Source organism: Streptacidiphilus sp. MAP5-3 (genome assembly GCF_041262505.1).
Lineage (GTDB): Bacteria > Actinomycetota > Actinomycetes > Streptomycetales > Streptomycetaceae > Streptacidiphilus.
Genome location: NZ_JBGCCL010000037.1, coordinates 15,875 through 29,874 on the forward strand (window position 1 = coordinate 15,875; position 14,000 = coordinate 29,874).

Genomic DNA, 14,000 nt, shown 5'->3' on the forward strand with positions numbered 1-14,000 from the left:
CCGTTCGATAAGAAAGTGTTGCTGCTCCGTTCGGCCTATTCCCCCGTTCGGAGCAATGTCATGACCATCCCCGCCGGGCGCTCGCTGCAGGTATTTGGTCCACTAGGACTTGAGGGGTATTTCGTTCGAAGAATCCCCGACCAGAGGGTGATCAGAAGATCCCAGGCCGCATGGCAGACTACTCACCCATGGGGAAAGCAATGGAAGCCCGCGACCTCACCAGCAGCCCGTTGGGCCACTGGGCAGGATCGGTGCGTGGCCACTTCCGTTCGCCCGGTCGCCCCCGATTGTGGGTCGAGCTGCTGCTGATTGCCGTGAGCTACTGGATCTATTCGATGGTCCGCAATGCGGTGCCCGAGATGGAGACCCGCGCCCAACAGAATGCCCACGACATCTGGTCGCTCGAACAGACGCTGCACATTGATGTTGAACGATCGATCAACCACGGCTTGGACTCGATCGGCTGGTTGATCACCGGGCTCGACTACGACTACGCGACCCTGCACTTCATCGTCACCATCGCGGTTCTGGTGTGGTTGTTCCGCGCCCATTCCGGGCGCTACGCCGCCGCCCGACTATCACTCTTCGTGACTACGGGCATGGCTCTGGTGGGGTACTACTTCTTCCCCCTTGCGCCGCCCCGGCTGATGACCCACGGCGGTTTCGTCGACACCGTCGCCACGCACCACACCTGGGGCTCCATGGCCTCCGGCGACATGGCCCACGTGTCGAACCAGTTCGCCGCCATGCCGTCCATGCACATCGGCTGGTCGCTGTGGTGCGGCATCACCATCTGGTTCCTGGCGAAACGCCGCTGGGTCCGCGTGCTCGGCGTGATCTATCCGGTCACCACGCTGGTGGTCATCGTGGCGACGGCCAACCACTTCTTCATGGACGCGATCGCCGGCGCGGTCTGCACCGGCATCGGGCTGACCAGCTCCCGGCTGGTCTACCGGCGCTGGCCCTACAGCTTCCCGAAGGCCGCGCCGGTGCCGACGCCGCTGCCCGAACCGGTCAAGGAGCCGGTCGGCGCGTCCCGCTGAGGACCCTTCTCAGGTCTTCTCAGCCCTTCTCGCCGTAGACCCGGTTCTCCATGACCTCGCGGGCGAGCCGGGCCGTGCGGCGGTAGTCGTCGACCATCTCGCCCGCGTGGCCCTCGCCGTAGCCGAGGTAGCGCGCGACGCCGGCCAGCTCGCGCGACTCCGCCGGGAAGCTGTCGCCCGGCCGTCCGCGCACCAGCATCACCGCGTTGCGCACCCGGGTGGCCTGTACCCAGGCGGCGCTGAGCGCCTCCGCCTCGTCGGCGGCCAGCAAGTCGGCCTCCAGGGCAGCGGCCAGTGCGCGCAGGGTCCGGGTGGTGCGCAGGCCGGGGACCTCGGCGGCGTGCTGCAGCTGGAGCAGCTGGACCGTCCACTCCACGTCCGCCAGCCCGCCCCGGCCCAGCTTGGTGTGGGTGGTCGGGTCCGCACCGCGCGGCAGCCGTTCGGTCTCGACGCGGGCCTTGATCCGGCGGATCTCCAGCAGCTCGGCCTCGTCCAGCCCCGCCTCGGGGTAGCGCAGCGGATCGATCAGCGCGGTGAACTCCGCCCCCAGCGCGACGTCGCCCGCGACCGGCTTGGCCCGCAGCAGCGCCTGGCTCTCCCAGGTGCGCGACCAGCGGCGGTAGTAGGCGGCGTAGGAGCCGATGGACCGCACCAGCGGGCCCTGGCGGCCCTCCGGGCGCAGGTCGGCGTCGATCAGCAGCGGCGGCTCGGTCGAGGGTACCTGGAGCAGGCGGCGCAGCTCCTCGAAGACCTGGCGGGCGGCGTTGCTCGCCGCCGTCTCGTCCGCGCCCGGCAGGGGGTCATGGACGAACATGACGTCGGCGTCACTGCCGTAGCCGAGCTCGTGGCCGCCGAAGCGGCCCATGGCGATGACCGCCAGCCGGGTCGGCAGCGGTTCGCCGGTGGCGGCCTCGGCCGCGGCGACGCAGGCGGCCAGCGCGCCGCTGAGGGTGGCCCGGTTCAGGCCGGTCAGCGCCAGCCCGGCGGCCTCGACCGCGTCGGCCGGCGTGTCCCCGAGACGGCCCAGCACGTCGGCCGCCGCGGTGCGGAACAGCTCGCGGCGGCGCACCGACCGGGCCGCGGCGACGGCCGCCGGCGCGCCCTCCGCGCGCCCGACGGCGGAGGCCACCTCCCGGTCCAGCGCCTGCGGCGAGCGCGGGTCCAGGCCGTCACTGTCGCCGAGCAGGGCGACTGCCTCGGGGGCGCGCAGCAACAGGTCCGGCGCCAGGCGGCCGGAGGAGAGGATCCGGGCCAGGTTCTCCGCGGCCGCGCCCTCGTCGCGCAGCAGCCGCAGGTACCAGGGCGTCGAGCCGAGGCTGTCGGAGACCTTGCGGAAGCCGAGCAGCCCCGCGTCCGGGTCGGCGGAGTCGGCGAACCAGCCGAGCATCACCGGCAGCAGGGTCCGTTGCAGCGCGGCGCGGCGGCTGACTCCGGTGGCGAGCGCCTGCAGGTGACGAAGGGCGTCGGCGGGCGCGGTGTAGCCGAGGGCGGCGAGGCGTGCCTGGGCCGCCGAGGCGGAGAGCGCGTTGCCGCCCTCCAGACGGCCGGTCAGTCCGGCCTCCTCCAGATCCAGCTCGGCCACCGCGTCCAGCAGCGGGCGGTAGAAGAGCTTCTCGTGCAGCCGGCGCACCTCGCGGCTGTGGCGCTTCCACTCGGTCAGCAGCGCGGCCACCGGGTCGGCGCGCAGTCCCAGCGAGCGGCCCAGCCGCCGCAGTTCCTGCTCCCCGGTGGGGACGAGGTGGGTACGGCGCAGCTGGAACAGCTGGATCCGGTGTTCCAGCGTGCGCAGGAAGCGGTAGGCACTGTCCAGCGCGGCGGCGTCGGCCCGGCCGACGTAGCCGCCGACGGAGAGGTCGGCCAGCGCGGTCAGCGTGGTGGCGCTGCGCAGCGACTCGTCCGTCCGGCCGTGCACCAGCTGCAGCAGCTGCACCGAGAACTCGACGTCGCGCAGTCCGCCGGGCCCGAGCTTCAGCTCGCGGTCGACCTCGGCGGCCGGGATCGCGTCGACGACGCGACGGCGCATCTGCTGCACGTCCTGGACGAAGTTCTCCCGCTCGGACGCCTGCCACACCATCGGCATGACCGCGTCCACATAGGCGCGGCCCAGCTCCGCGTCGCCCGCGACCGGGCGCGCCTTGAGCAGCGCCTGGAACTCCCACGTCTTGGCCCAGCGCTGGTAGTACGCGAGGTGGCTCGCGAGGGTCCGCACGAGCGGGCCGTTCTTGCCCTCGGGGCGCAGGTTGGCGTCGACCTGCCAGATGGTGCCCTCGCGGGTCGTGTCGGAGCAGAGCTGCATCATCCGGGCGGCGAGCCGGGTGGCCGCCTGGATCGGGTCCGCCTCCCCCGCGGGCCGGCCTTCGGGCCCGTCCTCGCGCTCGTCACGCTCCTCGCGCGGCTCGGCGACGAAGACCACGTCGACGTCGGAGACGTAGTTGAGCTCGCGTCCCCCGCACTTGCCCATCGCGATCACTGCCAGCCGGCAGGCCCGGGCGGCGGCCGGGTCCTCCTCGGCGGCGATGTCGAGAGCGGCCTGGAGGGTCGCCCCGGCCAGGTCGGCGAGCTCGGTGGCGGTCTGGCCCAGGTCGGCGGTGCCGGTCAGGTCCCGGGCGGCGACGGTGAGCAGCAGGCGGCGGTAGCCGGAGCGCAGCGCGTCCGCGCGGGGCGTGTCCGCGTTCTCCTCCCAGATGTGCCGGTAGAGGCGGCGGACGAACTCCTCCGGCCCGGGGTGGATGTCGTGCAGCTCGAAGGTGACCAGCTCGTGCCAGTCGTGCGGGTGCCGGCGCAGGTGGTCGCCGAGGGCGGCGCTGGCGCCGAGCACGCCGAGGAGCCGGTCGCGCAGCGGCTTGGCGGTGGTGACGGTGTCGAGCAGGGCGTGCCGCTCGGCGTCGGTCGGGCAGGCCTCGACCAGCTCGGCGAAGCCCTGCAGCGCCTGGTCCGGGTCGGCGGTGGCGGCGAGCGCGTCCAGCAGCACGCTGTCCGAGGCGTGCGCGGCCAGCGTCGGCTCGGCGAGCCGCTGGGCCGCCGCCTCGGGGTCGGTGAACCCGCGCCGGATCAGCCATCCCAGTGGATTGCTCCGCCGCGCCCCGCCGTGCACCTGCTCCACGCTTCTCGCCTCCGGCCGACCGCCTTCGCGGACCTCGCTGTCGATCCTCCCCGACCCTACGGGGTTCGAACACTCGACACAGCGACCGTCCGCGCAGGCGCTAGGCCCTGTCTGACAATTCCCGTCGGATCAGCCCGGGTCGGCTGGCGCGGTCAGCTGCAAGGCGGAGGATCGCCCTCGTACTGGGCCGTACTTGGGCGATTCGACAACGCAGCATGGGGGCACCCCCTAGCCGAAGGCCGGGGGAGGCCGTGCCAGGCGGGTCGGGCCCGACGGGAATTGTCAGACAGGGCCTAGGCCCGGACGACGACCGTGCGGGCGGCCTTGTCGTGCAGGGTCTGCTGGTTCGGCCGGTCCCACAGCATCCAGAGGCAGTCCAGCATGCTCAGGTACGCGCCGACCCCCAGCACCGCGGCGGGCAGGACGTACACCGCCGTCCGCAGCCACGCCTGACCGGCCGTCAGCCGGCCCGCGCGCTCGGTTCCGATCGGCACCACCCGGATGCGGAACGCCCGCATGCCGAGCGTCCGGCCGCCCCCGAACTGCAGCTGGAGCGCGCCGTAGAGCAGCCGGATCCCGGTGAGGACGAGCAGCACGAGGACGCTGTTGGTCATGCCCGGCAGCCGCAGGCTCGCCAGGTACAGCACCACGATCACGACCATGTCGACGGCGGCGGCACCGAGCCGCGCCCCGAACGAGGCCAGGTCGTGGCCGCCGACGACACGGAGCTCGGAGACAACGGTTCCCGCGGCGAACGGGCTGTCGACAGGGTTCTTCTGCACCGCGGCATCCAAGCACGCGACCCTGACCTGCGACAAGCAGCCGTTACAGCACCGGGAGGTTCTTCTTCAGCTCGAAGGGGGTGACCTCCTGGCGGTACTGCTCCCACTCGTCGTGCTTGTTGCGGAGGAAGAAGTCGAAGACGTGCTCGCCGAGCGTCTCGCGGACCAGGTCGCTGCGCTCCATGAGTTCGATGGCCTCGCCCAGGTTCTGCGGGAGGGGCTCGATGCCCATGGCGCGGCGTTCGAGGTTGCTGAGCGCCCAGACGTCGTCGTCCGCCCCCGGAGGGAGCTCGTAGCCCTCGGCGATGCCCTTGAGACCGGCGGCCAGCACCACCGAGTAGGCCAGGTACGGATTGCAGCCGGTGTCGAGGGAGCGGATCTCGACGCGGGTCGATCCCTGCTTGCCCGGCTTGTACATCGGGACGCGGACCAGGGCCGAGCGGTTGTTGTGGCCCCAGCAGATGTAGGACGGCGCCTCGCCGCCCGCGCCCGCGGCGCGCTGCGAGCCGCCCCAGATGCGCTTGTAGGAGTTGACCCACTGGTTGGTGATCGCCGAGGTCTCCGCCGCGTGGCGGAGCAGACCGGCGATGAAGGAGCGGCCGACCTTGGAGAGCTGGTACTCCGCGCCCGCCTCGTGGAAGGCGTTGCGGTCGCCCTCGAAGAGGGAGAGGTGGGTGTGCATGCCGGACCCCGGGAAGTTGGAGAACGGCTTCGGCATGAAGGTGGCGTGGACACCCTGCTCCAGCGCGACCTCCTTCATGACCAGACGGAACGTCATGATGTTGTCGGCCGTGGAGAGTGCGTCCGCGTAGCGGAGGTCGATCTCCTGCTGGCCCGGGGCGCCCTCGTGGTGGCTGAACTCCACCGAGATGCCCATCGACTCCAGCATGGTGATGGCCTGTCGGCGGAAGTCGTGGCCGACGCCGCGCGGGGTGTGGTCGAAGTAGCCCGAGTGGTCCGCCGGGGTCGGCGGGGTGCCGTCCGCGGGGAGGTCGTTCAGCAGGAAGAACTCGATCTCGGGGTGGGTGTAGAAGGTGAAGCCCAGGTTGGACGCCTTCTCCAGGGTCCGCTTGAGGACGAAGCGCGGGTCCGCGAAGGACGGCGAGCCGTCCGGCATCAGGATGTCGCAGAACATGCGGGCCGTCCCCGGCGCCTCCGAGCGCCACGGCAGTATCTGGAAGGTCGCCGGGTCCGGCTTGGCCAACATGTCCGACTCGTACACCCGGGCGAAGCCCTCGATCGCGGACCCGTCGAACCCGATGCCCTCCTCGAAGGCCTGGTCCAGCTCGGCCGGAGCGACCGCGACGGACTTGAGGAAGCCGAGGACGTCGGTGAACCAGAGCCGGACGAACCGGATGTCACGCTCTTCGAGAGTGCGGAGCACGAACTCCTGCTGCTTGCCCATGACTACAGTCTCACCTCTGCGCTTTACGGATGCGTTAACGCGGAAGCGCCGTCGGGCGCGTCGTCCACTGTGCGCATCATTGCAGATTATGAGGCTGGTGGGACGATCCGAATGTCGCCCCGCCCGTCACCCCGCTCGTTACGCTGCCGCGTCAGCAGACGCGGCCGAACTGGGTCGGGTAGTAACCGGTCGACAGGACCGAGATCCGGACGTCGGCACCGGGGTGGGGCGCCTCGATGTACCGGCCGCCGCCGAGGTAGATCGCGACGTGGTGGATGCCGGAGGCGCGGCTGCTGGAGGACCAGAAGACCAGGTCACCGCGCCGTAGCCGGCTCGCGGTGATCGGGGTGGTCGCCCGGTACTGGTCGGCGGCCACCCGCGGCAGGCTGACCCCGGCCCGCTGGTAGGCCTGCTGGACCAGACCGGAGCAGTCGAAGCCGTAGGGTCCGTTGCCGCCCCACACGTAGGGCTTGCCCAGCTGCGCCTCGGCGTACCTGATGGCCGCCTCGAGGCTGCCCGCGCTCGGGCCGGGGGCCGGATTCGGCTCGGGGGTCGGGCTCGGGGACGGAGTCGGATTCGAGCTCGGGCTCGGGGAGGGGTGTGCGCTGCCGACGTGGGCGAGGTAGATGTCGTAGTGCGTCGTCCAGCGCCACTCGCCGTTCTTGCGGAACCAGTAGCGGTGCCCGTCCCAGCCCTGGCGTATGCCCCCGCTGGTCGCGGCGGCACCACCGCCGGACCCGCCGCCGCTGCTGTGGCGCAGGTAGATGTCGTAGTGCGAGGTCCAGCGCCATTCGCCGTTCGCGCGGAACCAGTAGCGACTGCCGTCCCAACCCGCATGCGCGGGGGCCGGGTCCGCGTGCGCGGCCGGGGCGGATATCAGCGCGACGCCACCGCCGACCGCCAGCATCGCGGTCGTCGCAGCGGCCCGCGCCAGGGGACGCACGTGCGGTGTGACCGGGGGCGTCGGGGATGCCGGGGTGCCGTGGGTGCGGCAGTGGACACAGGTGCAGCCGGTCGTGTCCAGCTCGGCGAATGCGGTGCTCATGGCGGACGGGCTCCGTTCTCTTCGGGACGGGGGTGCTTACGGCGTCACGGAAGGTCTGCGTCGCTGAAGGTCTGCGTCACGGAAGCTCCGCGTCACTGAGGTTCTGCGGCGGACGGTTCGGTTACGGAGAGCGGGACGTCCGGTCGGCGCAGGGCGGGGAGGCCGCCGCCGATGTCCTCCAGTGGAATCGCTGTCACCGAACCGGGGGTTGGCGGCTCGGCTGCTGTCCGGTCCGCGTCGGCGGTCCGGCTCGGCGGGCTCGACGGGCTCGGCGGGGTCGGGACCGCAAGGAAGGCGGTCACCAGGTCCCGCGTCAGCAGCGTGCGAAACTCCGCATCCAGGGCCATCCCCTGGTCCCGCTCGAACTGACGCAGCGTCAACCCGGCTGTCTCGACCGCGTCGCCGACGATCACCTCACGGGTGCCGGCGTCCAGCTCGGCGAGGCGGCGACGACGCATGCCGTCGGCGAAGTCGGCGCGGTAGTCGAGGCCGACGGCCTGGACCGAGTAGACGGCGATGCCGACGGGCGCCATCTCCGCGCCCAGCAGGCGGGTCAGTTCACCGCCGAGCCACTGGCCGTCGCGCAGCGAGGGGCCCGGGGTGACGAAGCTGTCGCACGGGAGCGTGGAGGCGACCCGGCAGAAGACCGCCTCGGCGCTGGCCGCCAGGTGCCTGCCGTGGTCGTCGACGGCGAAGCGGGCGCGGGCGGTGTCCTTGACCTGCCAGACCAGCATCAGCTCGGCCGTGATCGGCGAGCCCTCGCGGTCGGTGGCCTGGATCGCCTCGCTGCGCCAGTGCCGGATCCGGACGTCGATCGGCCGCCGCTTGAGCAGCGGGTTCACCCAGACCAGCCCGGAGCGGCGGACCGTGCCGCGGTAGCCGCCCCAGCGGCTGAGCACGCGGGCGGTGCCCACCGGATTGGCCATCAGCCCGAAGAACCCGACAACGGAGACCAGCGCGCACAGCCCCTGCAGTACGACGGCGGTACGCGAGGCCAGCGCCGGCCCGCTGCCATGGAGGGCCTGCGCACCGGGCACCCAGCCCGGCAGGCCGGCGGCCCGGGCCTGGACCAGCGCCGCCGCGAGTGCGGCGGCCGGAATCAGCAGCAGGGCGACCCACCCGGGCACGACGCCACGGGCCGGACGCTCCCTCAGTTCCGCGTCCGAGCGGGGCGGTCGGCGTACCGCCCAGGGAGCGGTGGCCTGACGTTCGGCCGACTGGTCCACCGACTGGTCCACGTGGTCCATCCCCTCTGCAGGCATCGCGCCCCGCGATCGACTTCGCAGGCGATCTTCAGGCGGCACGAACGTACCCTTAATTCGAACATACCGTCAATACAGCTATAACTCAGTAGTAATACCGGCATGCCCTGATCATTCGGACAGTCAAACGCATCCGAACGAAGGACATCCGGGACATGGCGAAGCCCCGCCGACTCCCGCCGGGCACAGGCCTTCGGCGATCGCCAGTGCACGAACGAAGCTTCCCCGCGCTCCTGTCCGAGCATTCCGGCAGACATCTCGTCGGACAGACGATTACTGTGGAGTCATGCCTTCCCTTCGTCTCGCGCTGAACCAGGTCGACAGCGTCGTCGGCGACCTCGACGGCAACGCCGAGCTGATCGTCCGCTGGACCAGGCACGCCGCCGAGCAGGGCGCCCACCTGGTGGCCTTCCCCGAGCTGACCCTCACCGGCTACCCGATCGAGGACCTGGCGCTGCGCCCGTCCTTCATCGAGGCCTCGCGCGCGACGCTGGTCGCGCTGGCGGCCCGGCTGCAGGCGGAGGGGCTGGGCGAGACCCCGGTCGTGGTCGGCTACCTGGGCAAATCGCTGACCGACACCCCGGGGCCGGGACCCGAAAGGACGTTGGGTCTGCCCGCCGGCTCGCCGCAGAACTGCGCCGCGCTGCTCCACAAGGGTGAGGTGGTCACCAGGCTGGCCAAGCACCACCTCCCCAACTATGGCGTGTTCGACGAGTTCCGCTACTTCGTCCCCGGCGACACGCTGCCGGTGGTCCGGCTGCACGGGATCGACGTCGCGCTCGCCGTCTGCGAGGACATCTGGCAGGACGGCGGCCGGGTCCAGGCCGCACGCCAGGCCGACGCGGGACTGCTGCTGGTGGTCAACGCCTCCCCCTACCAGGCGCGCCGCGGGGCCGAGCGGCTGGAGCTGGTCCGCAGGCGGGCGGCGGAGGCCGACTGCACCCTCGCCTACGTCAACCTGGTGGGCGGCCAGGACGAGTTGGTCTTCGACGGCCAGTCCGTGGTCGTCGCCGCGGACGGCACCGTGCTGGCCCGCGCGCCGCAGTTCGAGTCCGGCTGCCTGCTGCTCGACCTCGACCTGCCGGAGGCGACGGCGCCGCTCGACGACACCACCCGGATCGTCGCCGACGGCCTGGAGATCCGCCGCACGGTCCTCTCCGAGGAGCCGCTCCCCGCACCGGACGAACCCGTCGCGCCGGGCCGGGCGCCCGAGATGGACGAGCTGGAGGAGATCTACGCCGCGCTGGTCTGCGGGCTGCGGGCCTACGTGGAGAAGAACGGCTTCACGTCGGTGCTGATCGGCCTCTCCGGCGGCATCGACTCGGCGCTGGTCGCGGCGCTCGCGGTGGACGCGGTGGGGGCGGAGCACGTCCAGGGCGTCTCCATGCCGAGCGCGTACTCCTCGCAGCACTCACAGGACGACGCGGCCCAGTTGGCGGAGAACACCGGGCTGCGGTTCCGGACGGTCCCGATCGCGCCGATGTTCGACGCCTACATGTCCGCGCTCGGCCTCAGCGGTCTGGCGGAGGAGAACCTGCAGTCGCGGCTGCGCGGCACGCTGCTGATGGCGATCTCCAACCAGGAGGGCCACATCGTCCTCGCCCCGGGCAACAAGAGCGAGTTGGCGGTCGGCTACTCGACCCTCTACGGCGACTCGGTCGGCGCGTTCGGACCGATCAAGGACGTCTACAAGTCGCTGGTCTTCCAACTGGCCCGCTGGCGCAACGAGGCCGCGGCCAAGCGCGGCGAGACGCCGCCGATCCCGGAGAACACGATCACCAAGCCGCCCTCCGCCGAACTGCGGCCCGACCAGGTCGACACCGACTCCCTGCCCGAGTACGACGTCCTGGACGCGATCCTCACGGCCTATGTGGAACAGGACCGGGGCCGCGCCGAGATCGTCGCCGGGGGGTACGACCCGGCCCTGGTCGAGCGGGTGATCCACCTGGTGGACACGGCCGAGTACAAGCGGCGGCAGTACCCGCCGGGGACGAAGATCTCGTCCAAGAACTTCGGCCGCGACCGTCGGCAGCCGATCACCAACCGGTGGCGCGAGCGGTAGTCAGGCAGCGGCAGTCACGCGGCAGCAGTCACGCCTGCGGACGCCCGCTCGTCGGCGTCCGCCAGCCAGAAGTAGACGGGCGGCAGGCCGAGCTCGATCACCGAGAGCACGATCTGGAACCACTGCGGCCAGCCGTGCAGGGCGAGGGAGAGCACCCGGCCGAGACCCCCCAGCAGGAAGACACCCGCCAGCCAGCGCACGGCGGTGGCCGGGACGGGCCGCTGCCGCGCGGCCCAGAGCCAGGCCAGGCCGTAGCCGCAGAAGCTCGCGCCCATGAAGCGTCCCCAGCTGTCGACGGTCGTCCCGGCGTTGCCCGCGCCGGGGATCGCCGCGTTGCCGAGGGCCACGTGGAACAGCCCGATCGCCACGCACGCCCAGCCCATCAGCTGGACGAGCAGTCGGAGAGTCCTGGCCATGACGCACCACCAGCCTTAGTTGACATATGTCTACTAGCCCTGGAACCCAGGGTAGGCCCGCCTGGTAGACACGTGTCAAGTAATCTGGTGACGTGCCACCTCCCCGCCGGCGACTCAGCCCGGCCGACCGTCGCGCCCAGCTCCTCTCCGTCGGAGCCGGGATGTTCGCGGAGCACCCCTACGAGGAGGTGCTCATGGACGAGGTCGCCCAACGGGCCGGGGTCTCGCGGGCGCTGCTCTACCGTCACTTCCCGAGCAAGCACGCGCTCTTCGCCTCCGTCTACCAGGAGGCGGCCGACCGGCTGTTGGTCGAGACGCGCATCGACCCGGCCGACTCCCTGCGCCAGCAGCTCGTTCAGGGCATGGACGTGCACCTCGACTACTTCATCGCCAACCGCAACGCCGTGCTGACCGCGAACCGGGTCCTCGCGGGGGACCCCGTGATCCAGACGATCATGACCGGTGAACTGGACGCCCTCCGCGCGCGCTTGCTCGGCGTCCTGCCGCCGGCCGACGACACCACCCGCGCGGCGGTGTCGAGCGTGCTGAAGAGCTGGCTGGTCTTCGTCCAGGTGCTCGTCGTGGACTGGCTCGCCGACGAGACCTGCAGCCGGGACGAGATGCGCGACATCTGCGTTGGCGCGGCCCTCGGCGCGCTGCGCCCGCTGCTCCCGGAGGCCGCGTCGGCCTGAGGCGTCCCGCCGTCGGGCGCGGCCCCGCCTCCTCCGGGCCTACAGCTCGAAGTGCGCGGCGATCGGCCGGTGGTCGCTGCCCGTCCGGGGCAGGACCCAGGCCGAGGTGGGCGTGATGCCCCGGGACATGATCTGGTCGATCCGGGCCATCGGGAACTGGGACGGCCAGCTGAAGCCGAAGCCCCCGCCCGCGCTCCCCTGCGCGGACTGGAGCTGCATGGTGACCGGGGCCAGCGCGCGGTCGTTCATCGTGCCGTTCATGTCGCCGAGCAGCAGCACCTTCTTCAACGGCTCCGCGCTCAGCGCCTCGCCCAGCGCCTCCGCGCTGTGGTCGCGCTGGTTGGCGGTGAAGCCGTTGTCGAAGTTGACCCGGACCGACGGCATGTGGGCCACGTAGACGGCGAGCGGACCCTGCGGGGTCTGGACGGTGGCCCGCAGGGCGCGGATCCAGCCGATCTTGATGTCGACGGGCTGGATGTCCGTCAGCGGGTCCTTCGACCAGAGCCCGACGGTGCCCTCGACCGCGTGGTACGGGTAGCTGCCGCCCAGCGTCCGCTCGATCGTCGGGAGTTGGGCGGAGGTGATCTCCTCCAGTGAGATCACGTCCGGCTTGGCCTGCATCAGCGTGTCCATGGTGCTGACCACCTGGGTGTTGGACGCGTCGATGTTGTGCTGGACGGCGGTGAAGTCGTACGAGCCGCCGCTCTTGTCGGTCAGCAGCCCGCCGAAGAGGAGCAGCCAGACCAGCGTGGGCGCGAGCAGCGCCGCCAGCGCGGTCGCCGAGCGGCGCAGCAGCGCGACCACCAGCAGTACCGGGACGGCCAGCCCGACCCACGGCAGGAAGGTCTCGGTCAGGCTGCCGAAGTTGCCGAGCTGGTCCGGGATCTGCCGATGGAAGGCCAGCACAGAGCCGACCAGCAGGGCCAGCCCGGCAGCGACCCAGCCCCGGCGCCAGGTCGAACGGCCCTTGCCGTCCCGTCCGCGCCAGTGGAGGTCCCTGCCGACGAAAGCCATGCGTTGTTCCTCACCCTCTGGGCCTTTTGGCCTGTTTGCTGCCGTTCAGCCTATGGGTGAGGAGACGCCGACAACCGCAGTCGGGTTCCCGTGGCCAAGGTAAGTGCTTCCTGAGGAGGCGTCCCTACGGAGCGGCCTGCACAGTGACCGACACAGTGACCGACACGACTCGCGACTGGCCGGTCTCTCCCCTTCCCGTCCTTCGCCACGACGTGTCAGCATGGACGTGATCCGGGGACGCCGCACGGCGCCACGAGACCACGACACAGGAGACAGACCATGCAGAACGGTTCGCTTCCGCCTGCCCAAAAAGCCTCCGGCACAGCCTCCCTCTACGGCGGGGTCACTGGCCGCCGGGTGACGGTCCGGGACCTGGCCGCCGCCAAGACCCGGGGCGAGCGCTGGGCCATGCTCACCGCCTACGACGCGCCGACCGCCGGCGTCTTCGACGAGTCCGGCGTGCCGGTCCTGCTCGTCGGCGACTCGATGGGCAACTGCCACCTCGGCTACGACACCACCGTGCCGGTCACCATGGACGAGATCGCGATCCTCTCCGCCGCGGTCGTCCGTGGGTCCAAGCGCGCCATGGTCGTCGCCGACCTGCCGTTCGGCAGCTACCAGGAGTCCCCGGCCCAGGCGCTGCGCAGCGCCGTCCGGCTGATGAAGGAGGCCGGGGTCCACGCGGTCAAGCTGGAGGGCGGCGAGCGCTCGGCGGCCGCCATCGAGCTGCTGGTCCAGGCTGGCGTCCCGGTCATGGCGCACCTGGGCCTGACCCCGCAGTCGGTGCACGCGCTCGGCGGCTACCCCGTCCAGGGCCGGGGCGACGAGGCGTCGCACCAGCTGCTGCGCGACGCCAAGACGGTGCAGGCGGCCGGGGCGTTCTCGGTCGTGCTGGAGGCCGTGCCGGCCGAGCTGGCCGCGCAGGTCACCAAGGAGCTGCACATCCCGACCGTCGGCATCGGCGCGGGCGTCGGCTGCGACGCGCAGGTGCTGGTCTGGACGGACATGGCCGGCATGACCGACGGCCACGTGCCGCGCTTCGTCAAGCAGTACGCCAACCTGCGCGCGGAGCTGGGCCGGGCCGCACGCGAGTACGTGGACGAGGTGCGCGGCGGGACCTTCCCGGCCGAGGAGCACAGCTTCCACTGAGCACGTTCCACTGGTACGGCACTCCGG

At 71.4% G+C, this 14,000-nt stretch carries 11 protein-coding genes; 4 read left to right on the forward strand and 7 right to left on the reverse strand.

The window, feature by feature from the left end:
* Positions 1 to 170: 170 nt before the first annotated feature.
* The gene (locus tag ABH928_RS33020) at positions 171 to 1,043 is read left to right on the forward strand and encodes a phosphatase PAP2 family protein (RefSeq protein WP_370072377.1); all 873 of its coding nucleotides are present in this window, start codon (positions 171 to 173) and stop codon (positions 1,041 to 1,043) included.
* Between the two features lie 19 nt (positions 1,044 to 1,062).
* Here the strand turns inward: ABH928_RS33020 and ABH928_RS33025 are convergent, their stop codons facing one another.
* From ABH928_RS33025 to ABH928_RS33045, 5 genes are all read right to left on the reverse strand, one after another.
* Entirely contained in the window at positions 1,063 to 4,146 is a 3,084-nt protein-coding gene (locus tag ABH928_RS33025) for a bifunctional [glutamine synthetase] adenylyltransferase/[glutamine synthetase]-adenylyl-L-tyrosine phosphorylase (RefSeq protein WP_370072378.1), read from the reverse strand.
* 293 nt (positions 4,147 to 4,439) lie between these two features.
* Positions 4,440 to 4,928, reverse strand: a complete 489-nt coding sequence (locus tag ABH928_RS33030; RefSeq protein ID WP_370072379.1) for an RDD family protein — start codon at positions 4,926 to 4,928, stop codon at positions 4,440 to 4,442.
* 43 nt (positions 4,929 to 4,971) lie between these two features.
* Complete coding sequence (locus tag ABH928_RS33035) at positions 4,972 to 6,333, reverse strand: glutamine synthetase family protein (RefSeq protein WP_370072380.1); 1,362 nt, start codon at positions 6,331 to 6,333, stop codon at positions 4,972 to 4,974.
* 151 nt (positions 6,334 to 6,484) lie between these two features.
* Positions 6,485 to 7,378, reverse strand: a complete 894-nt coding sequence (locus ABH928_RS33040; protein WP_370072381.1) for a C40 family peptidase — start codon at positions 7,376 to 7,378, stop codon at positions 6,485 to 6,487.
* 92 nt (positions 7,379 to 7,470) lie between these two features.
* Entirely contained in the window at positions 7,471 to 8,616 is a 1,146-nt protein-coding gene (locus tag ABH928_RS33045; RefSeq protein WP_370072382.1) for an SPFH domain-containing protein, read from the reverse strand.
* Positions 8,617 to 8,926: 310 nt separating this feature from the next.
* On the opposite strand from ABH928_RS33045, the gene ABH928_RS33050 reads away from it, so the two are divergent.
* Positions 8,927 to 10,702, forward strand: coding sequence for an NAD+ synthase (locus tag ABH928_RS33050; protein WP_370072383.1), 1,776 nt, complete (start codon positions 8,927 to 8,929; stop codon positions 10,700 to 10,702).
* A gap of 14 nt (positions 10,703 to 10,716) precedes the next feature.
* Here ABH928_RS33050 and ABH928_RS33055 read toward each other — a convergent pair whose 3' ends face one another.
* Positions 10,717 to 11,118 (reverse strand): DUF4345 domain-containing protein, encoded by a 402-nt coding sequence (locus ABH928_RS33055; protein ID WP_370072384.1) that lies wholly within the window; start codon positions 11,116 to 11,118, stop codon positions 10,717 to 10,719.
* A gap of 92 nt (positions 11,119 to 11,210) precedes the next feature.
* On the opposite strand from ABH928_RS33055, the gene ABH928_RS33060 reads away from it, so the two are divergent.
* The gene (locus ABH928_RS33060) at positions 11,211 to 11,810 is read left to right on the forward strand and encodes a TetR/AcrR family transcriptional regulator (RefSeq protein ID WP_370072385.1); all 600 of its coding nucleotides are present in this window, start codon (positions 11,211 to 11,213) and stop codon (positions 11,808 to 11,810) included.
* A gap of 39 nt (positions 11,811 to 11,849) precedes the next feature.
* Here ABH928_RS33060 and ABH928_RS33065 read toward each other — a convergent pair whose 3' ends face one another.
* Complete coding sequence (locus tag ABH928_RS33065; protein ID WP_370072386.1) at positions 11,850 to 12,824, reverse strand: endonuclease/exonuclease/phosphatase family protein; 975 nt, start codon at positions 12,822 to 12,824, stop codon at positions 11,850 to 11,852.
* 279 nt (positions 12,825 to 13,103) lie between these two features.
* Here ABH928_RS33065 and panB point away from each other — a divergent pair, with 279 nt between their 5' ends.
* Complete coding sequence (gene panB / locus ABH928_RS33070; protein ID WP_370072387.1) at positions 13,104 to 13,973, forward strand: 3-methyl-2-oxobutanoate hydroxymethyltransferase; 870 nt, start codon at positions 13,104 to 13,106, stop codon at positions 13,971 to 13,973.
* Positions 13,974 to 14,000: the final 27 nt, after the last annotated feature.

Bases quoted from the DNA above. Each gene is read 5' to 3' on its own strand.
- ABH928_RS33020 (WP_370072377.1), top strand. From the start codon at position 171: ATGGCAGACTACTCACCCATGGGGAAAGCAATGGAAGCCCGCGACCTC.
- ABH928_RS33035 (WP_370072380.1), bottom strand. From the start codon at position 6,333: ATGGGCAAGCAGCAGGAGTTCGTGCTCCGCACTCTCGAAGAGCGTGAC.
- ABH928_RS33040 (WP_370072381.1), bottom strand. From the start codon at position 7,378: ATGAGCACCGCATTCGCCGAGCTGGACACGACCGGCTGCACCTGTGTC.
- ABH928_RS33050 (WP_370072383.1), top strand. From the start codon at position 8,927: ATGCCTTCCCTTCGTCTCGCGCTGAACCAGGTCGACAGCGTCGTCGGC.
- ABH928_RS33055 (WP_370072384.1), bottom strand. From the start codon at position 11,118: ATGGCCAGGACTCTCCGACTGCTCGTCCAGCTGATGGGCTGGGCGTGC.
- ABH928_RS33065 (WP_370072386.1), bottom strand. From the start codon at position 12,824: ATGGCTTTCGTCGGCAGGGACCTCCACTGGCGCGGACGGGACGGCAAG.
- panB (WP_370072387.1), top strand. From the start codon at position 13,104: ATGCAGAACGGTTCGCTTCCGCCTGCCCAAAAAGCCTCCGGCACAGCC.